Origin of the sequence: Asanoa sp. WMMD1127 (assembly GCF_029626225.1) — a bacterium.
Lineage (GTDB): Bacteria > Actinomycetota > Actinomycetes > Mycobacteriales > Micromonosporaceae > Asanoa.
In genome coordinates, this window is the sequence record NZ_JARUBP010000001.1 from 2,665,916 (window position 1) to 2,684,977 (window position 19,062).

Consider the following 19,062-nt stretch of genomic DNA (forward strand, 5'->3'; position numbering starts at 1 on the left):
TTACGCATAAGGGGCTATGAAGTGCCGGAGAACGGCGGGATTGGGCGTTTGGTTCTTGTTGGCGCGCCGCTCGGCAACCCCGGCGACGCGTCCACCCGGATGCGGGAGGCGCTCGAGACCGCCGACGTCGTCGCGGCCGAGGACACCCGGCGACTGGTCCGGCTCGCCCGCGACCTCGGCATCACGGTGCCCGGCCGGATCGTCTCCTACTTCGAGGGCAACGAGGAGCGGCGTACGCCCGAGCTCGTCGAGACCCTGCGGGACGGCGCGCTGGTCGCCCTGGTCACCGACGGCGGCATGCCGAGCGTCTCGGACCCCGGCTACCGGCTGGTGCGGGCCGCCCTCGACGCCGGCCTGCCGGTCACCGCGGCCCCCGGCCCGAGCGCGGTGACCACCGCCCTGGCCCTCTCCGGCCTGCCCACCGACCGGTTCTGCTTCGAGGGCTTCCTGCCCCGCACCGGCAGCGCGCGGCGCGCCCGCCTCGCCGCCCTCGCCGCCGAGGAGCGCACGCTGGTCTTCTTCGAGGCGCCGCACCGGCTGGCCGCGATGCTGGCCGACCTGGCGGGCGCGTTCGGCCCCGACCGCCCGGCCGCGGTCTGCCGCGAGCTGACCAAGACCTACGAGGAGGTCGTCCGCCGACCGCTCGGCGGGCTGGCCGAGTGGGCCACCGACGGCGAACCCAAGGGCGAGATCACACTGGTGGTCGCCGGCGCCACCGCGACGCCGGCCAGCCGGCCGCCCGACGACGAGCTCCGGGACGAGGTCGCCGCCGCGGAGCGGGCCGGCAGCTCACGGCGCGACGCGATCACCGCGGTGGCGGAGCGACACGGCGTACGCCGGCGCGAGGTCTACGCCATCGTCCACGCCAGTGGTCAGTAGCTGGCGGCCAGGAATCCGACCGTGACCAGCAACGGCGCCGCCAGCCCGCAGACCGTGGCCGTGCGGCGGGCCCAGCGTTCCTCCAGCCGCCGGGCGCCGGTGGCGAACACGATGCCCACTCCGCAGAGCAGCACCAGCAGCAGGCCGAGCAGCCAGCGCAGCGTCAGCACCAGCCGGTCGTCGAGATAGGTCGACGTGCTCCCGGCGTGCACCATCTGCGCCCGCACCTGGGTGCCGGGCGCGGTCTGGGCCTCGTCGACGCCGAGCACGCGTACGCCCTGGGTGGTGTAACGCCCGTCCGCGGCGGTGAACGAGCCCCGGCAGCGCTGGGTGAGCCCCGAGCCGACGCAGCCGGCCACCGTCGCGGTGCCGGAGTCGCCCCGGCCGACCGCCAGCCAGATCGGCTCGGCGGTGACCCAGGCGAAGAACGTGCCCGTGAGGGCCAGCACGATCAGCATGGCCAGCCCGACCCGGACCCCACGTGGCTTGCGCGGCCGCCTGCCCCGCTTCGCCGCGTGGCGGGCCGGTCGGGCCGCGGACCGGGCCTTGGCGGCCAGCCGGGTCGGCGACCACGCGTCCCGGTCGACCTCCTCGACGACCAGCGGCTTCGGCGGCGCCGGCGGGGTGGCGTCCCGGAGCGTGTCGACCCGCCCGCCGCTGCGGGCCACGCTGGCGCCGTGCACGGCGGCGGCCAGGCCGTTGACCGCGGCCGGCTCGCGGGTCGGGGCCGGCACGTGCGCGACACCGACCGCATCCCGCACCGGGTGCGGCTCGTTGGCGGGTACGGCGATTTCCACCTCGTGCGCCAGCGGCTCAAGCTCGCCGGTCGTCTCGGGTCGTTCGGCGGTCACAAATCTCATTGGACAACGCCTCACGTCACGGTTCGTGCAGGCAAAGGGCGTGTCGGCCGATAAATCCGGACAATGCGGCACCGGCCGGTACGGACTCGCTGGCCGCCCTCCGCGCCGGGTCACTACCCTTGCGCCCATGAGTCACGTTCTCGCCGCGGTCGCCTGGCCCTACGCCAACGGCCCGCGTCACATCGGCCATGTGTCCGGCTTCGGGGTGCCCTCCGACGTGTTCAGCCGTTACATGCGCATGGCCGGGCACGACGTGCTCATGGTGTCGGGCACCGACGAGCACGGCACCCCGATCCAGGTGCAGGCCGACAGCGAGGGCGTGACCGCCCGCGAGCTGGCCGATCGCTACAACCGGGTGATCGTCGAGGACCTGCACGGGCTCGGGCTCTCGTACGACCTGTTCACCCGCACCACGACCGGCAACCACTACCAGGTCGTGCAGGACCTCTTCGACGGGCTCTACCGCAACGGCTACATCGTCGCGAAGACCACGCTCGGCGCGATCTCGCCGTCGACCGGCCGCACCCTGCCCGACCGCTACATCGAGGGCACCTGCCCGATCTGCGGGTACGGCAGCGCGCGCGGCGACCAGTGCGACAACTGCGGCAACCAGCTCGACCCCGAGCAGCTGATCAACCCGCGCTCCCGGATCAACGGCGAGACGCCGGAGTTCGTCGAGACCGAGCACTTCTTCCTCGACCTGCCGGCCGTGGCCGAGGCGCTGGCCGCCTGGCTCGACACCCGTGAGGGCTGGCGGCCCAACGTGCTGCGGTTCTCCCGCAACCTGCTCGACGACCTGCAGCCCCGGGCGATCACCCGCGACCTCGAGTGGGGTGTGCCGATCCCGCTCGAGGGCTGGCGCGACCGGTCCGACAAGCGGATCTACGTCTGGTTCGACGCGGTGATCGGCTACCTGTCGGCCTCGATCGAGTGGGCCCGCCGGTCCGGCGACCCCTCGGCGTGGAAGCGGTGGTGGTCGGCCGACGGCGAGGGCAAGGACGCCGCGGCGTACTACTTCATGGGCAAGGACAACATCGTCTTCCACTCGGTGATCTGGCCGGCGATCCTGCTCGGCTATTCGGGCCAGGGGGCGCGCGGCGGCTCGCCGGGCGACCTCGGCTCGCTCAACCTGCCCACCGAGGTGGTCTCCAGCGAGTTCCTCACCATGGAGGGCCGCAAGTTCTCGTCGTCGCGCCAGGTCGTGATCTACGTGCGCGACTTCCTGGAGCGCTACGACGCCGACGCGCTGCGCTACTTCATCGCCGTGGCCGGGCCGGAGAGCCAGGACACCGACTTCACCTGGGCCGAGTTCCTGCGCCGCAACAACGACGAGCTCGTCGCCGGCTGGGGCAACCTGGTCAACCGGTCGATCTCGATGGCCGCCAAGAACTTCGGCGAGATCCCGCCGGCCGGTGAGCTGACCGAGGCGGACGAGGCGCTGCTGGCCTTCGCCAAGGCCGGCTTCCGCACGGTCGGCGAGCTGATCGAGAAGCACCGGCAGAAGCAGGCGATCGGCGAGGCGATGCGGGTCGTCGCCGAGGCCAACAAATACCTGTCGGAGCAGGCGCCGTGGAAGCTCAAGGACGCGGCCGACAAGCCGCGGATGGGCACCATCCTGCACGTCGCGCTCCAGGTCGTCAGCGACGCCAACACGCTGCTGACGCCGTTCCTGCCGCACTCGGCGCAGAAGGTGCACGAGCTGCTCGGCGGCGCGGGCGTGCACGCGCCGATGCCCGTCATCGAGGAGGTGTCGGACCTCGACGGCGGCCCGTCCTACCCCGTGCTGACCGGTGACTACTCGGTCGGCGCGCGGTGGGAGTCGGTGCCGGTCGAGGCCGGCCGCCCGCTGGCCGCCCCGAAGCCGGTGTTCCGCAAGCTGGACCCGTCGATCGTCGACGAGGAGCTCGCGCGGCTCGGCTGAAAGGAACGGTCCGTTATTAACGCAATAGCGTTAATAACGGACCGTTCCTTTCTTAGATCTCGTAGTGGTTGTCGACCACCTGGCGGTCGGTGACCTCGCTCAGCGGCGCCCAGGTCTCGTAGACGCCACGCTCGTAGCACTGGGCCGCGAGCCGGGCCACCGACTCCGGGTCGGGGCGGCACAGCCGCAGTCGCAGCCAGCCCGACTCCTGCCGGAGCACCAGGCAGGGCGCGTCGCGCCAGCGCCCGTACTCGTTGCGGCGGGCCAGGGTGTCGACCGGGTAGCGGGCCGCGCGGGTCATCGCCAGCACGCGGAACTCGCCCGGCGGGTCGGCAACCGCGACGCACTCCTCACCCCGGCAGGTGCCGACCAGGTGCACCGCCGACTGCTGGTCGCCGATCTGCACGTACTCCTGGTCGGGGGAGATGCCCGGCAGTTCGGACAGCAGGGCGCGCCAGCGCGGGCCGGCCATCCGCAGCCACCCGCGCTGCTCCGGCTGGAACGAGTAGAGCATCGCCTCGTCGCCGTCGGCCGTGTAGGCGACCAGCGTCGCGTTGGCCGGCATCGGCAGCTCGGTGAAGTTGCTGGTGACGAACTCGGGGATGACGTGCCGGCCGCTGGGCGCGAACCCGGTGCCGAGCACCGGCGCGCCCATCCGGTCATGCGCGGGCATGGTCACCAGACCCGGATAGCGGTCGTACGAGGGCACGTCGTAGTCGGACGCGTCGACGGCCCGCCAGCGCAGCGCGAACGCGATCTCCTCGCGGTCCCGCCCGTTGTCCGCCTCGGTGCGCAGCAGTTGCAGGTCGCCGGGGGTACGCAGGTGGGCGACGTCGTACTCGCGGTAACAGAACCCGTGCGGCAGCCGCCCCTTGAGGTAGGCCGCGACCTGGTTGGCCGACAGGTGCTTGACCATCCGGGTGCCGCGCCGGATGTGCGCGCTGGCCCGCACGCCGAGCAGGATCGGGTCGTTCGCCGAGCCCGGGTTCTGGCTGCGGTGGTGCACCTCGCGCCAGCCGACCGCCCGGCTCAGCGGCAGCATCAGCGGGTCGTCGGGATCTTCGGGGTTGTTGTGGTGCGCCTGGTCCGGGTGGTGCGGGTCGGCCGGGCGGCCGTTGACCGCGGTCAGCTCCGTGACGTGGGCGAACCGGTGGTACGGGTAGCGCGCGCCGGTCCGGGGATCGCGCTCGAAGCCGTCACCGTCCTCCGCGCTGAACAGCTCGTACGCGGCGCCCCGGGCGATCTCCACAGCCGGGTAGCTCGTGTCGCCGAGGGTGACGCGCAGATCGGTGGTGGCGGTGCCGCGCTCTGGGTTGGTGACCTGCACCAGGCCGACCTTAGGGGCGCGTCGTGAGCCGCTCATGAACAGTTCGTGAACATCGGCGATGCGGCGTCGCGCGCGGTGGCGCGGCGTCTATGTGTGATGCTGACCGGCGATGACCGAGCAGTCGCAGTCACGTCAGGAGCGGGCCGCCCGCCGCGCCGGGGAGTTCCCGCCGCCGCCGCTCCCGCTGGCGGTGCCGGTGGCCGACAGCCACACGCACATCGATATCACGGTAAGCGAGGCCGCCGGCGGCGGACGCGACGTCTTCGGCCCCGACCCGGTCTCGGGCGCGATCGCGGCGGCGGCCAACGCGGGCGTCGACCGGCTGGTCCAGGTGGGCGTCGACGTCGAGTCGTCCCGCTGGGGTCTGGCCAAGGCCCGCGAGCACTCCGCCGTGGTGGCCACCGTGGCGTTGCACCCCAACGAGGCGCCGCGCCTGCCCAACCTCGACGAGGCGCTGCGGATCATCGAGGGGCTCGCGGCCGACGAGCGGGTGCGCGGCATCGGCGAGACCGGTCTCGACACGTTCCGCACCGGCGCGGAGGGGCGGTCGGCCCAGGAGGCCAGCTTCCGGGCGCACATCGCGATCGCGAAGCGGTACGGCAAGACGCTGGTGATCCACGACCGCGACGCCCACGACGACGTGCTGCGCGTGCTCGACGACGAGGGCGCACCGGACACGGTCGTGCTGCACTGCTTCTCCGCCGACGAGGCGTTCGCGGCGGAGTGCGTGCGGCGCGGCTACCTGCTCTCGTTCGCGGGCACGGTGACGTTCGGCAGCGCGGGCGCGCTGCGGGCCGCGGCGGCGATCACCCCGGCGGAGCAGATGCTGGTGGAGACCGACGCGCCCTACCTGACGCCGATGCCCTACCGCGGCCGCCCGAACGCGTCCTATCTCATCCCGTTGACGGTGCGGGCGCTGGCGCAGGCCAAGAACGCCGACGTCGACGAGCTGTGCGCCGCGATCTCGGTGGCCACGGAGCGCGCCTTCGGGCAGTGGTGACTCAGCGGTCGGAGAGCACCGAGAGGACGTTGCCGGCCGGGTCGGTGAACCAGGCGATGTCGGGACCGTCGCCCCGCACGATCCCCTTCTCGTCGTGCGGCATGCCCTCGTAGCGCTCGAACCTGATGCCCCGGCTGGCCAGGTCGTCGACCGCGGAGTCGATGTCGGCGACGGGGAAGTTGAGGATCGTGAACGTGGCCGGCTGGTGGTTGGCCTTGGGATAGACCAGCACCTCGGCCCCGGCCCCGATGTCGATCATCAACATGCCGTTGAGCTCGGAGACCGGCAGACCGAGCGTCTCGCCGTAGAACCGCTTGGCGGCCGGGATGTCGTCGACCGAGAAGCCACTGAACGGCCGGGTGGGGTTGAACATCGCTGTCGCCTCCTGCTCGGGTCGTCACCCCGATCGTCACATGCTCAACCCGGCCGCCGCACCGCCGCCACGCCGCGGGTCCGCCGTGCCAGGCGTTAGGAACGGACCGTTCCTATGCGGAAAGCGTTAACAACGGGCCGTTCCTTTAAGCTCGGCGCCGTGACCGAACTGCTGGGACCGGCCGAGATTCGTGCGCTCGCGGCGCGGCTCGGGGTGGCGCCGACCAAGCGGCTCGGGCAGAACTTCGTGCACGACCCCAACACCGTGCGGCGGATCGTCGCGGCCGCCGAGCTCGCGCCCGACGAGGTCGTCGTCGAGGTCGGGCCCGGGCTCGGCTCGCTGACGCTCGGGCTGCTCGCGGCCGGGGCCCGGGTGCAGGCCGTCGAGGTCGACCCCGTCCTGGCCGGCGCGCTCGCCGCGACCGCGGCCGACCGCGGCGCCGCCGACGGCAGGCTCACCGTGCACGCCGCCGACGCCCTGCGGATCACCGCGGCGGAGCTGAGCCCGGCGCCGACCGCGCTGGTGGCCAACCTGCCCTACAACGTCGCCGTGCCGGTGGTGCTGCATCTGCTGGCCGAGCTGCCGACGCTGCGGCACGGGCTGGTGATGGTGCAGAAGGAGGTCGCCGACCGGTTGACCGCCGGGCCCGGCAGCAAGGTCTACGGGGTGCCGTCGGTCAAGCTCGCCTGGTACGCCGCCGCCCGCCCCGCCGGCCGGGTGCCGCCGAGCGTGTTCTGGCCGGTGCCCAACGTCGACTCGGGCCTGGTCGCGTTCACGTTGCGGGAGCCGCCGCGGGCCGATGTACCCCGGGCGGATGTTTTCCGGGTTGTCGACGCGGCCTTCGCGCAGCGCCGCAAGACGCTGCGGGCGGCGCTGGCCGGGTGGGCCGGTGGCGCCGAGCGTGCCGCGCAGGTGCTGGTAGCGGCCGGTGTCGATCCCGGCGCGCGCGGCGAGGCGCTGGGCGTCGAGGCGTTCGCCGACATCGCGGCGGCGGCCAACGTGCCGGCGACCGCTCCCGAGTAGGCTGACCGGGTGCTGAGCCGGGACATCACTCCGTGACCGAAGCGTGGGAGCCGGAGGGGGAGGAACGCCCTCGGCTGGGCGCATCCGGCCCGGTCAAGGTCCGCGTTCCGGCGAAGATCAACCTGCACCTGGGCGTCGGGCCGGCGCGCGCCGACGGTTACCACGAGCTGAGCACCGTCTATCACGCGATCGCGCTGCACGACGAGATCACCGCCCGCCGCGGTGACACGCTCGCGTTGACCATGGAGGGCGTCGGCGCCGGTGAGCTGGCGCTCGACGAGAGCAACCTGGTGATCCGCGCGGCCCGCGCGCTGGCCCGGCACGCCGGCGTCCCCGCACACGCCCGCCTGCACCTGCGCAAGCAGATCCCGCTCGCGGCCGGGCTGGCCGGCGGCAGCGCCGACGCGGCGGCCGCCCTGGTCGCCTGCGACGCGCTGTGGGGCACCGGGATGACCCGCGACGACCTGGCCGCGATCGCCGCCGAGATCGGCTCCGACGTGCCGTTCCTGGTCTACGGCGGCACCGCGCTGGGCACCGGCCGCGGCGAGACGGTCAGCCCGGTGCTGGCCCGCCCGACCACCTGGCACTGGGTGGTCGCGGTGGCCGACGGCGGCCTGGCCACGCCGGCTGTCTACGCGGAGCTCGACCGGCTGCGCGCGCTGCGGGCCGCCCCGCCACCGCTCGGCAGCACCGACGACCTGCTCGCCGCCCTGCGCCAGCGCGACCCCGAGGTGCTGGCCGGCGCGCTCGGCAACGACCTGCAGGCCGCCGCGCTCTCCCTGCGCCCGCAGCTCGCCGACGTGCTCAAGGCCGGCCGGGCCGCCGGCGCGCTCGCCGGCATCGTCTCGGGCTCGGGACCGACCTGCGTCTTCCTGGCCTACGACGCGGGCGAGGCCAACATGATCGCCGGCGCCCTCGAGCAGGCCGGTGTCTGCCGCGAGGCCCGCACCGCCACCGGCCCCGTGGCCGGCGCCCGAGTGATCTAGAAATGGTCAACATCGTCAACCTGGACCGGGTGTCCAAGGGCTACGGCGCGGCCGGGCCGCTGCTGACCGGCGTCTCGGCGGGGATCGACGACGCCGACCGGATCGGCGTGGTCGGCCTCAACGGCGCCGGCAAGTCGACCCTGCTCCGGCTGATCACCAGGCAGGAGGAGCCGGACGGGGGCCGGGTGACGCTCCGCCGCGACCTGCGGGTGGCCGCGCTGCCGCAGACCCTGTCGTTCGCGCCGGACGACACGGTGCGCGACGTCGTGATCGGCACCGCGTGGCTCGCCGAAGGCCTCGGCGCCGAGCACGAGTGGGCCGGCGACGCCGGCGTACGCGCGATCCTCGACGGTCTCGGCATGCCCCACCTCGGCCTCGACCAGCCGGTCGGCCCGATGTCCGGCGGCGAGCGGCGCCGGGTCGCGCTGGCGGCGCTGCTGGTCCGCCCGGCCGACCTGCTCGTGCTCGACGAGCCCACCAACCACCTCGACGTGGCCGGCGTCGACTGGCTGGCCCGGCACCTGCTCGGCCGCAAGGGCGCGCTGGTCGTCGTCACCCACGACCGGTGGTTCCTCGACGCGGTCTGCACGACGACGTGGGAGGTCGCCGACCGGACCATCCGGGCGTACGAGGGCGGCTTCGCCGCGTGGACCCTGGCCCGGGCGGAGCGCGAGCGGATCGCGGCGGCGACCGAGGCGCGCCGGCAGAACCTGCTCCGCAAGGAGATCGCCTGGCTGCGCCGCGGCCCGCCGGCCCGCACCTCGAAGCCCCGCTTCCGCATCGACGCCGCCAACGCGCTGATCGCCGACGTGCCGCCGCCCCGTGACACGCTGTCGCTGCAGCGGCTCGCCACGGCCCGGCTCGGCAAGCAGGTCTACGACCTGGAGAACGCCTTCCTGACCGCCGGCGCCAAGCCGATCCTCGACGACCTGACCTGGCAGGTCGGGCCCGGCGACCGGATCGCGATCCTCGGCGCCAACGGGGCCGGCAAGACCACGCTGCTGCGGCTCCTGGCCGGCCGGTCCACACCGCACGCCGGGCGGTTCACGGTGGGCGCCACGGTCAAGCCGGCGTTCCTCTCGCAGGAGCTGGCCGAGCTGCCGGGCGACCTGCGCGTGCTGGAGGCGGTCGAAGAGGTGGCCCGCCGGGTCAACCTGGGCGGCCGGGAGCTGTCCGCGGCCCAGCTCGCCGAGGTCTTCGGGTTCGTCGACCGGCCCTCGGGCGGTGGCACCCGCACGTCGAGCCTGTGGACGCCGGTGAGCGACCTGTCCGGCGGCGAACGGCGCCGGCTGCAGATGCTGCGGCTGCTCGCCGGCGAGCCCAACGTGCTGCTGCTCGACGAACCGACCAACGACCTCGACACCGACACCCTGGCCTCGCTGGAGGACCTGCTCGACTCGTGGCCCGGCACGCTGATCGTCGCCTCGCACGACCGCTACCTGGTCGAACGGGTCACCGACGCCGTTTACGGCATGTTCGGCGACGGCCGCCTGGTGCACCTGCCCGGCGGCGTCGACGAATACCTCGCCCGGGTCACCGGCGCCCCGGCCGTGGCCGGCCCGCCGATCACCGAGCCCACGGCGGCGCAGGAGCGGACCGGGATGTCGGCGGCCGAGGTCCGCGCGGCCCGCAAGGACCTGGTCCGGCTGGAGCGGGCGGTCAGCCGGCTGACCGAGCGCGAGGCGGCGCTGCACGACCAGCTGGCCACCCACGCCACCGACTACGCCAAGGTGGCCGAGCTCGACGGTCAGCTCCGGGAGCTGCGGGCGGAACGCGAACGGGTCGAGGAGGAGTGGCTCGAACTGGCCGAGCAGGTCGACGCGTCGTAACCCCCGGTGTGTGGGCGGCCGGCAGGTTGGGCACAATGCAACTCGACCGACGAAGCGCTGGAGGCAGGCAGACCATGCACAACCCCATCAACCACCCCGCGCGCTCGACCTATCGCGTGCTGGCCGGGCTTGTCGGGCTCTACCTGGTCGTCTTCGGCGGCATCGGCCTCGCCACGACCGGCGGCGACGGCCTGTTCGCGCAGGACGCCGGCCGGGCGCTGGGCCAGGGCACCAACCTGGCCAACTCGCTGGTGAGCATCGTGATCGGCGCGATCGTGCTGATCGCCGCGGTCGTCGGGCGCAACTTCGACGTCACGGTCAACCGGCTGGTCTCGTACTTCCTCATGGCCCTCGGCCTGCTGACCCTGGCGCTGCTGCAGACCGACGCCAACTTCCTCGGCCACACGCTGGCCAGCAGCATCGTGATGATGAGCCTGGGCCTCGTGCTGCTGCTCGCCAGCATGTACGGCAAGGTCGGCTCGGCGGACGACCACGAGGCGTGGCAGCGGGCCCGTCTCGAGTTCTGATCCCGAACAAAGCGGCTTAGCCCCACAATTGGGGCATGGCGCACTTCCCGCTCAACCACCCGCTCCGACCCCTCTACCGGGCGCTGGCCGGGCTCACGGGCACGTACATCCTGATCTTCGGTTGTGTCTCGTTGACCAAGACGGTCGGCGAGACGCTGTTCGCGCGGGAGAGCAACTGGGCGCTGGGCCTGCGCACCAACCTGGCGTTCGCCATCGTGTCGGTGATCTGGGGCCTGATCGTGCTGGGCGCCAACCTGATCGGCGGCAACGTCGGCCACTACATCAACCTGGCCGGCGCGGTGGTCTTCATGGTCACCGGCATCTTCATGCTGGCGTTCATGCAGACGGCGGCGAACTTCCTCAACTTCTCGGTGTCGACGGCCGTCCTGTCGTTGATCTTCGGCGTGGTCCTGCTGCTGGCCGGCATGTACGACAAGACCGGCTCGGCCGAGTCCCAACGGGCCGAGCAGGCCTACAAGAGCACGTCGATCCCGCGCACCGCCCCCCGGCGGTGACCTCAGCGGTGGTCGCGGACCACCAGGGCCGGCTTGGACTCCAGGTGGGACAGGCCGTTCCAGGCGAGGTTGACCAGGTGGCTGGCGACCACGTCCTTGCGGGGCTTGCGCACCTCCAGCCACCAGCGGCCGGTCAGCGCGACCATGCCCACCAGCGCCTGTGAGTAGAGCTCGGCCAACTTCGGGTCGAACCCGCGCGTCTTGAACTCGGCGCCCAGGATGTGCTCGGCCTGGTGCGCCAGGTCGTTGAGCACGCTGCTGAAGTTGCCGGTCGACGACATCACCGGTGACTCGCGCACGAGCACCCGGAAGCCGTCGGTCTCCTGCTCGATGTAGTCGAGCAGCGCCAGCGCGGCCTGCTCGAGCAGCTCGCGCGGGTGGCCCGCGGTCAGCGCGTTGGTGATCCGGTCGAGCAGCGAGCGCACCTCGCGGTCGACGACGACGGCGTAGAGGCCCTCCTTGCCACCGAAGTGCTCGTAGACCACGGGCTTGGAGACCTTGGCCCGGGCCGCCACCTCTTCGATCGAGGTGGCGTCGAAGCCACGCTCCGCGAAGAGTTGACGCCCGATCGCGATCAGCTGCTCACGACGCTGGGTCGCGGACATCCGGACTCGGGACCGGCCGCCCGCCGGGTTGGTCGGGTCGGCTACCACGCGAGCATCCTGCCAGGCGCCCGGTGCGGGCCGCTGACCCGCACCGGGGGCGTCATCAGATCAGGCGTTCGTCTTGACGAGCTTGGCGGCGATCCGCTCGGGCTTCGGCCAGCGCACGTTGGACACCCAGCCGAACTTCTCGAACAGCCAGATCGTCCGGGCGGAGCTGTCGATCTGGCCCTTGAGGACGCCGTGCCGGGCGCAGGTCGGGTCGGCGTGGTGCAGGTTGTGCCAGCTCTCGCCGAACGACAGGATCGCCAGCGGCCAGAAGTTGGCGGCCTTGTCACCCTGGCGCACCTCGAACGGGCGCTCACCGTAGACGTGGCACACGGAGTTGATCGACCAGGTGACGTGGTGCAGCACCGCGATGCGGACCAGGCCGCCCCAGAAGAACGCGGTCAGCGCGCCCTGCCAGGACCAGGTGACCAGGCCGCCGACCAGGGCCGGCGAGAGCGTCGAGATGACCACCAGGAGCGGGAACAGCGCGTCGACCCGGCGGATGTCCTTGTCGGCGAGCAGGTCGGGCGCGAACCGCTGACGGTTGCCCAGCTCGCGCGAGAACATCCAGCCGACGTGCGCGAAGAACAGACCCTTGGTGAGACCCCAGACGCCACCCCCGAAGCGCCACGGGGAGTGCGGGTCGCCCTCCACGTCGGAGAACGCGTGGTGTCGCCGGTGGTCGGCGACCCACTGGATCACGTTGCCCTCGATCGCGAACGAGCCCGCCACCGCGAGGGTCACCCGCAGCCAGCGCTTCGCCTTGAACGAGCCGTGCGTGAAGTAGCGGTGGAACCCGACCGTGATGCCGAGGCCGGAGACCACGTAGAGGACCAGCGCGATGGCCGCGTCGGTCCAGGACAGCCAACCGCCGACGACGGCCACCGGAATCGCGGCCATGACCGCCAGGAACGGCAGGACCACGAAACCCCAGAGGGCGACGAGCACCCCGGTTGACTGCTTGCCCTCGGTGAGTGGCTTAGGGCCTGTCGATGTCGTCTCGGTGGGGGTCGCGGTGATGGTCATGGCACCTCGCAGCGGGTGGGGGTGATCAAAAAGTTACGCTTACGTCACCGTAACTTACGGACCCGTAGTGACGCATCCGCTGGCACGCGGAATTTAGGTTGGGCTAACCCCGTGGGGGTACCACGTCAACGTGTGTCCCAAACAGCGCGACAGGCTAGGCTTACCCGGCTGTAGTGGGACGTGGGGTAACGGCAGCCCGCCGGACTTTGAATCCGGAAGGTCCTGGTTCGAATCCAGGCGTCCCAGCACTCTCTTTCGGGTGAGCACGGACCACTCGCGAACGGCCCGACTAACATGAGCGGGCACGCCGCACGCCGTCCGACGGGAGCCCCCTCGTGACCGAAGTCCGCACCGTCGTCATCCTCGCCGCGGGCGAGGGAAAGCGGATGAAATCGGCACTGTCGAAGATGCTGCATCCGTTGCTGGGCCGCACGTTGCTGGGTCACGTGCTGACCGCGGCGGCGCCGGTCGGCGCCGAGCGCACGCTGGTCGTCGTCGGCCACGCCGCCGACCAGGTCGAGGCGCACCTCGCCGAGGTCGCGCCGCACGCGACGCCGGTGCTCCAGGCCGAGCAGCACGGCACCGGCCACGCGGTGCGGATCGCGCTCGAGGCGGCGCCCGACGCGACCGGCACGGTCGTGGTGCTCAACGGCGACGTGCCGCTGCTGCGCGGCGAGACGGTCACCGCGCTGGTCGAGGCGCACGAGCGGGCCGGCGCCGCGGCCACCGTGCTGGCGGCCGAGGTGCCCGACCCGAAGGGGCTCGGCCGCATCGTCCGCGATGCCACCGGCGGCCTCGAGCGGATCGTCGAGGAGCGCGACGCGACGCCCGCCGAGCAGGCGATCCGTGAGATCAACGCCGGCATCTACGCGTTCGACGCCCGCCTGCTGCGCGCCGCGCTGGCCAAGCTCACCAGCGACAACGACCAGGGCGAGGAATACCTGACCGACGTGTTCGGCCTGCTCGCCGCGGCCGGCGAGCCGGTGGCGGTGCACGTCGCGGCGGTCGCCGAGGAGACGCTCGGCTGCAACGACCGGCTCGAGCTCGCCGGGCTGCGGGCCCGGCTGCGAGACCGGGTCAACGCCGACCTGATGCGCTCCGGCGTCACCATCCTCGACCCGGCCACGACCTGGATCGACGTCACCGCCACGGTCGAGCGCGACGCGGTGATCGACCAGAACACCCAGCTCCGCGGCGCGACCCGGGTCGGCCCCGGCGCCACCGTCGGCCCCGACACGACGCTGATCGACACGGTCGTCGAGGCCGGCGCCACGGTGCTGCGGGCCCACGCGGTGCAGGCCGAGATCGGTCCGGGCGCGAGTGTCGGGCCGTACGCCTATCTGCGCCCCGGCAGCCGGCTCGCCGACAAGGCCAAGGTCGGCACGTTCGTCGAGACCAAGAACTCCGAGATCGGCGCGGGCTCGAAGGTGCCGCACCTGTCCTACGTCGGCGACGCGACGATCGGCGAGCACAGCAACATCGGCGCGGCATCGGTGTTCGTCAACTACGACGGCGTCGAGAAGCACCGCACGGTCATCGGCAGCCACGCCCGCACCGGCTCCGACAACATGTTCGTCGCCCCGGTCGAGGTGGGCGACGGGGCCTACACCGGCGCGGGCACGGTGGTCCGCCGCGACGTGCCGCCCGGCGCGCTCTCGGTGTCCGGCGGGCCGCAGCGGATCTTCGAGGGCTGGGTCGAATCCCGACGTCCCGGCACAGCTGCGGCGGAAGCGGCCCGCAGGGCGCGTGACCAACTGCACGAGAGCCAAGACGGTCATGCCGCCGCCGACGCTCCGGGTGATACTTCAAGCGAGTAAACATCCGCCGAACTCACGGAGCGCCTCACCCATGGGCAGCATCGTCGCCGAAAACCGCAAGAGCCTGATGCTCTTCTCCGGCCGGGGGTTTCCCGAGCTGGTCACCGAGATCGGCGAGGTGCTCGGCGTGGCGCCGACGCCGACCGACGCCTACGAGTTCGCCAACGGCGAGATCTTCGTCCGCTACCGCGAGTCCGTCCGGGGTTCCGACGCGTTCGTCGTGCAGTCCGCCGGCGAGGGCGTCAACAAATGGGTGATGGAAACGCTGATCATGGTCGACGCGCTCAAGCGCGGATCGGCCAAGCGGATCACCGTGGTCCTGCCCTTCTACCCGTACGCCCGGCAGGACAAGAAGCACCGCGGCCGCGAGCCGATCTCGGCGCGGCTGGTCGCCGACCTGCTCAAGCAGGCGGGCGCCAACCGGATCCTCACGGTCGACCTGCACACCGCCCAGATCCAGGGCTTCTTCGACGGCCCGGTCGACCACCTGTTCGCGATGGACACGCTGGCTGGCTACGTCGAGCGGAAATACGCGGGCCGGCCGATGACCGTGGTCGCGCCGGACTCGGGCCGGGTGCGGGTCGCCGAGCGGTGGACCGACCGGCTGGGCGGCTGCCCACTGGCCTTCATCCACAAGACCCGTGACCCGCTCAAGCCCAACCAGGTGGTGGCCAACCGGGTCGTCGGCGACGTCGAGGGCCGGGTCTGCCTGATCGTCGACGACATGATCGACACCGGCAGCACGATCTGCAAGGCGGCCGAGATCCTGCACGACAGCGGCGCCGCCGACGTGCTGGTCGCCGCCACCCACGCGCTGCTCTCCGACCCGGCGACCGAGCGCCTCAAGAACAGCCGGATCAGCGAGGTCGTCGTGACCAACACGCTGCCGCTGCCGCCCGAGAAGCGGCTCGACAAGATCACTTCGCTGTCGATCGCCCCGCTGCTGGCCCGCGCGATCCGCGAGGTCTTCGACGACGGGTCCGTTACCACCCTGTTCGGCGGGTTGAGCTAAATACGGCGGGGCCGGCGGTAAGGTGTCGCGCCGGCTCGGGTAGAGTACTGAGGTTGCCACGGCGAGGGTGACCCAGCTGGTTCTCAACATAGCCACGGGCGCCGTCATCGACGCGGTGTCCGGGCCAGCCCGCGCGCCTCTCGCCCGGCACCGCCGCCGACTTACGCAGCCCAGACCAAGATCCAGGAGTTCTCCCGTGTCCGAGGTAAAGATCGCCGCCGAGCCCCGCACCGAGTTCGGCAAGGGTGGTGCCCGCCGCACGCGCCGGGCCGGCCTGGTGCCCGCCGTGCTCTACGGCCACGGCGAGAAGCCCAAGCACATCGCGCTCCCCGCGCGTGAGTTCGCCGCCGCGATCCGCCACGGTGGCGCCAACCAGCTCTTCGCGATCGAGATCAGCGACGGCACCCAGGCCCTGGCCCTGCCGAAGGCGATCCAGCGCGACCCGGTGAAGGACAGCTTCGAGCACATCGACCTGCTGATCGTGCGCCGGGGCGAGAAGGTCACCGTCGACATCCCGGTCCAGCTCCTGGGCGAGGCCGCCGCCGGCACCCTGGTGGTGCACGAGAGCGACACGCTGTCGGTCAGCGCCGACGCGACCCGCCTGCCGGACCACTTCGAGGTCTCCATCGAGGGACTCGAGGCCGGTTCGAAGATCACCGCCGCCGACGTCCCGCTGCCCGAGGGCACCGAGCTCGTCGCCGACCCCGAGACCACGATCGCCGTCATCAGCGTCGCGCCGAGCGCCGAGGCGCTCGAGGGCGAGACCGCTGAGGGTGAGGCGGCCGAGGGCGAGGCCGCCGAGGGTGAGGCGCCCGCCGCCGAGGCGAGCGAGGAGTCGGCGAACGCCGCCTCCTGACGATCAGGTCTGCGTCTGCGCGAAAGGCCCCTTCCGGTGCACACCGGGAGGGGCCTTCGCCAACTCTGTTGCGTCAACCGGGAGAATGACAAGCGTGGAAGCGACAGCGCCCTTCCTCGTGGTGGGACTTGGCAACCCCGGCAAGGAATACGCCAAGAACCGGCACAACGTGGGCTTCATGGTCGCCGACCTGATCGCCGAGCGGATCGGCGCGCGGTTCGGCCGGCACCGGCGTGCCGTGGCCGAGGTCGCCGAGGGCCGCATCGGGTTCGGCGGGCCCCGGCTGGTGCTGGTCAAGCCGCTGACCTACATGAACCTCTCGGGTGGCCCGACCGTCGCGCTCGCGCAGTTCTACAAGGTGCCGCCGGAGCAGATCATCGCGGTGCACGACGAGCTCGACATCCCCTACGGCCAGATCCGGGCCAAGCTCGGCGGCGGCGAGGGTGGCCACAACGGCCTGCGCTCGATCTCCAAGTCGCTGGGCACCAAGGACTACGCCCGGGTGCGGTTCGGCATCGGCCGGCCGCCGGGCCGGCAGGACCCGGCCGACTACGTGTTGAACGACTTCTCCTCGGTCGAGCGCAAGGAGCTCGAGTTCCTGGTCGACCGGGCTGCCGACGTCGCGGAGGCCGTCGCCGGTAAGGGCGTCGAATGGGCGCAGAACGCCTATAACGGATCCTGATCAAGTCCGTATCGCTTGCCCGGTTCCGCCCGTTGTGTCTTAGGCGGAGGTTAAGTCGGGGAGGCGCGGGTGGAGCGAGGGCGGTTCGATCCCGCGGCGGTACGCGACCTGATGGACCGCGGGCTCGACGCCCGCGAGCGGCCGACCGCCAACCGCCCGCACAACCTCACCTCAGCGACACGCACGCGGCCGCACCGCAGCGCGCCCGACCGGGGACCGAAGGGCGCGACGCCCGACCACGGCCGCCCGGGCGCGACGGTGCATCGCGGTCGCACCACGGTGGAGCGCGGCCCGACCGAGACCGCCCCGCCCCGCCGGCCGCTGCTGCGCCGGATACCCGGCCGGCACGCCGCCCTGTCCCGCCGGGCCGCCTGGGAGTGCCGCTACCTGCGCCTGTTGCTGCTGGCCGACCTGGCCGTCGGTGGCGCCGCCGGCGGGCTGGCCTTCGAGCTGCGGTTCGGCGACGGGCTCACCGCGTACAACCAGGACTATCTGGTGTTGTCGGCGCTGCTGCCGGTCGCGCTGGTGGCGTCGCTCGGGCTGGCCCGGGCCTACGAGGCGCGGTTCCTGTTCGTCGGCACCGACGAGTACCAGCGGGTGATCCGGGCCGGGCTGGGCCTGATCGCCGGCGTCGCGATGGTCTCCTACGCCCTGGAGATCCAGCTCGCCCGCTCGTACGTGCTGATCGCCCTGCCCGCGGCCACCTTCGTCACCGTCGCCGTCCGGTTCGGCCTGCGCAAGCGGCTCCACCGGGCCCGCAAGCGCGGTGACTGCCTGCGCCAGGTGATCGTCGTCGGCCACGAGCTGGCCGTCATCCACCTCGCCCGCCAGCTGCGCCGCGAGCGCTACCACGGGCTAGAGGTGGTCGGCGCCTGCCTGCCGCCGAAGCACGACGGCGACGTCGGCCTGCCGGTCTACGGCACGTTCGACGACGTGGCCCAGGCGGTCGAGCTGTCCGGGGCCGACACGGTGATCGTGCTGTCCTGCCCGGAGATCGACGGGCAGACGCTGCGCCGGCTGGCCTGGCGGCTGGAACGCGACGAGATCGACCTGATCCTGGCCAACGCGCTGATCGACGTGGCCGGCGACCGCACCACGATCCGGCCGGTCGACGGGCTGCCGATGCTGCACGTCGAGCACCCCCGGCTGGAGGGCGCGGCCCGGTTCGTGAAGGAGATCGTCGACCGGGTCGGCGCCGCGGTGCTGGTGGCGCTGCTGTCACCCGTCCTGCTGGTGGTCGCCCTCTGCATCCGGATCGACTCACCCGGCCCGGTACTCTTCCGGCAGGTGCGCACCGGTCGCGACGGCCGGGAGTTCCTGATCTACAAGTTCCGCAGCATGTACCTCGACGCGGAGGCCCGGCTCGCGGAGCTGCGACACCTCAACGAGCACGACGGCGTGCTCTTCAAGATTCGCAACGACCCGCGGATCACCCCGGTCGGACGCCGACTGCGCCGGTTCTCGCTCGACGAGCTGCCGCAGCTGTTCAACGTGCTGCTCGGCCACATGTCGCTGGTGGGACCGCGGCCGCCGCTGCCGCAGGAGGTCGCGCAGTACGCCGACGACGTGCGGCGCCGGCTCGCGGTCAAGCCCGGGATGACCGGGTTGTGGCAGGTCTCGGGACGGTCCGACCTGCCGTGGGAGGAGGCGGTCCGGTTGGACCTGCGCTATGTGGAGAACTGGTCGCTCTCCCTCGACCTGGTGATCCTCATGCGTACGCTGGCCGCCGTCGTGCGCCCGAGCGGCGCCTACTGAAGGAGCACCCCCTCATGACTCCGC

18 protein-coding genes and 1 tRNA gene are annotated in these 19,062 nt (G+C 72.2%); 14 read left to right on the plus strand and 5 right to left on the minus strand.

Going from position 1 to position 19,062, the window contains the following annotated elements; all coding sequences use genetic code 11:
• The first annotated feature begins 39 nt into the window (after window positions 1-39).
• Window positions 40-879, plus strand: a complete 840-nt coding sequence (rsmI, locus tag O7635_RS12835) for a 16S rRNA (cytidine(1402)-2'-O)-methyltransferase (protein ID WP_278085463.1) — start codon at window positions 40-42, stop codon at window positions 877-879.
• Here the strand turns inward: rsmI and O7635_RS12840 are convergent.
• Complete coding sequence (locus O7635_RS12840; RefSeq protein WP_278080637.1) at window positions 873-1,730, minus strand: hypothetical protein; 858 nt, start codon at window positions 1,728-1,730, stop codon at window positions 873-875. The genes rsmI and O7635_RS12840 overlap by 7 nt on opposite strands.
• A gap of 136 nt (window positions 1,731-1,866) precedes the next feature.
• On the opposite strand from O7635_RS12840, the gene metG reads away from it, so the two are divergent.
• A complete protein-coding gene (gene metG / locus O7635_RS12845; protein ID WP_278080638.1) occupies window positions 1,867-3,660 on the plus strand; it encodes a methionine--tRNA ligase in 1,794 nt (597 codons plus the stop codon).
• 52 nt (window positions 3,661-3,712) lie between these two features.
• On the opposite strand, the gene O7635_RS12850 is transcribed toward metG, so the two are convergent.
• On the minus strand, window positions 3,713-4,987 hold the full coding sequence (locus O7635_RS12850) for a hypothetical protein (protein ID WP_278080639.1): 1,275 nt from the start codon (window positions 4,985-4,987) through the stop codon (window positions 3,713-3,715).
• Window positions 4,988-5,096: 109 nt separating this feature from the next.
• Between O7635_RS12850 and O7635_RS12855 the strand changes: the two genes are divergently transcribed.
• Window positions 5,097-5,987 (plus strand): TatD family hydrolase, encoded by an 891-nt coding sequence (locus O7635_RS12855; RefSeq protein WP_278080640.1) that lies wholly within the window; start codon window positions 5,097-5,099, stop codon window positions 5,985-5,987.
• A 1-nt stretch (window position 5,988) separates the two neighbouring features.
• On the opposite strand, the gene O7635_RS12860 is transcribed toward O7635_RS12855, so the two are convergent.
• Window positions 5,989-6,360, minus strand: coding sequence for a VOC family protein (locus tag O7635_RS12860; RefSeq protein ID WP_278080641.1), 372 nt, complete (start codon window positions 6,358-6,360; stop codon window positions 5,989-5,991).
• Window positions 6,361-6,519: 159 nt separating this feature from the next.
• Here O7635_RS12860 and rsmA point away from each other — a divergent pair, with 159 nt between their 5' ends.
• From rsmA to O7635_RS12885, 5 genes are all read left to right on the plus strand, one after another.
• Window positions 6,520-7,383: a 16S rRNA (adenine(1518)-N(6)/adenine(1519)-N(6))-dimethyltransferase RsmA gene (gene rsmA, locus O7635_RS12865; RefSeq protein WP_278080642.1), complete on the plus strand. Its 864-nt coding sequence runs from the start codon at window positions 6,520-6,522 to the stop codon at window positions 7,381-7,383.
• A gap of 32 nt (window positions 7,384-7,415) precedes the next feature.
• Window positions 7,416-8,369 carry a 4-(cytidine 5'-diphospho)-2-C-methyl-D-erythritol kinase gene (locus tag O7635_RS12870; protein ID WP_278080643.1) on the plus strand — a complete coding sequence of 318 codons (954 nt, stop codon included), beginning with the start codon at window positions 7,416-7,418 and terminating at the stop codon, window positions 8,367-8,369.
• Window positions 8,370-8,371: 2 nt separating this feature from the next.
• Window positions 8,372-10,198 carry an ABC-F family ATP-binding cassette domain-containing protein gene (locus O7635_RS12875; RefSeq protein ID WP_278080644.1) on the plus strand — a complete coding sequence of 609 codons (1,827 nt, stop codon included), beginning with the start codon at window positions 8,372-8,374 and terminating at the stop codon, window positions 10,196-10,198.
• Between the two features lie 74 nt (window positions 10,199-10,272).
• Window positions 10,273-10,725 carry a DUF4383 domain-containing protein gene (locus O7635_RS12880; RefSeq protein WP_278080645.1) on the plus strand — a complete coding sequence of 151 codons (453 nt, stop codon included), beginning with the start codon at window positions 10,273-10,275 and terminating at the stop codon, window positions 10,723-10,725.
• A gap of 35 nt (window positions 10,726-10,760) precedes the next feature.
• Window positions 10,761-11,240 carry a DUF4383 domain-containing protein gene (locus tag O7635_RS12885; protein WP_278080646.1) on the plus strand — a complete coding sequence of 160 codons (480 nt, stop codon included), beginning with the start codon at window positions 10,761-10,763 and terminating at the stop codon, window positions 11,238-11,240.
• Window positions 11,241-11,242: 2 nt separating this feature from the next.
• Here O7635_RS12885 and O7635_RS12890 read toward each other — a convergent pair whose 3' ends face one another.
• Together O7635_RS12890 and O7635_RS12895 are read right to left on the minus strand one after the other, a co-directional pair.
• On the minus strand, window positions 11,243-11,845 hold the full coding sequence (locus tag O7635_RS12890) for a TetR/AcrR family transcriptional regulator (RefSeq protein WP_278080647.1): 603 nt from the start codon (window positions 11,843-11,845) through the stop codon (window positions 11,243-11,245).
• A 108-nt stretch (window positions 11,846-11,953) separates the two neighbouring features.
• Entirely contained in the window at window positions 11,954-12,916 is a 963-nt protein-coding gene (locus O7635_RS12895; RefSeq protein ID WP_278080648.1) for an acyl-CoA desaturase, read from the minus strand.
• Window positions 12,917-13,090: 174 nt separating this feature from the next.
• Between O7635_RS12895 and O7635_RS12900 the strand changes: the two genes are divergently transcribed.
• The 6 genes from O7635_RS12900 to O7635_RS12925 all read left to right on the plus strand — a co-directional run bounded on the left by O7635_RS12900 (window position 13,091) and on the right by O7635_RS12925 (window position 19,038).
• Window positions 13,091-13,162: transfer RNA gene (locus O7635_RS12900), tRNA-Gln, on the plus strand.
• A gap of 89 nt (window positions 13,163-13,251) precedes the next feature.
• Window positions 13,252-14,733 carry a bifunctional UDP-N-acetylglucosamine diphosphorylase/glucosamine-1-phosphate N-acetyltransferase GlmU gene (gene glmU, locus O7635_RS12905; RefSeq protein WP_278080649.1) on the plus strand — a complete coding sequence of 494 codons (1,482 nt, stop codon included), beginning with the start codon at window positions 13,252-13,254 and terminating at the stop codon, window positions 14,731-14,733.
• A gap of 31 nt (window positions 14,734-14,764) precedes the next feature.
• On the plus strand, window positions 14,765-15,745 hold the full coding sequence (locus O7635_RS12910) for a ribose-phosphate diphosphokinase (RefSeq protein ID WP_278080650.1): 981 nt from the start codon (window positions 14,765-14,767) through the stop codon (window positions 15,743-15,745).
• A gap of 196 nt (window positions 15,746-15,941) precedes the next feature.
• Window positions 15,942-16,601: a 50S ribosomal protein L25/general stress protein Ctc gene (locus O7635_RS12915; protein ID WP_278080651.1), complete on the plus strand. Its 660-nt coding sequence runs from the start codon at window positions 15,942-15,944 to the stop codon at window positions 16,599-16,601.
• 85 nt (window positions 16,602-16,686) lie between these two features.
• On the plus strand, window positions 16,687-17,283 hold the full coding sequence (gene pth, locus O7635_RS12920; protein ID WP_278080652.1) for an aminoacyl-tRNA hydrolase: 597 nt from the start codon (window positions 16,687-16,689) through the stop codon (window positions 17,281-17,283).
• 69 nt (window positions 17,284-17,352) lie between these two features.
• Entirely contained in the window at window positions 17,353-19,038 is a 1,686-nt protein-coding gene (locus tag O7635_RS12925) for a sugar transferase (protein ID WP_278080653.1), read from the plus strand.
• Window positions 19,039-19,062: the final 24 nt, after the last annotated feature.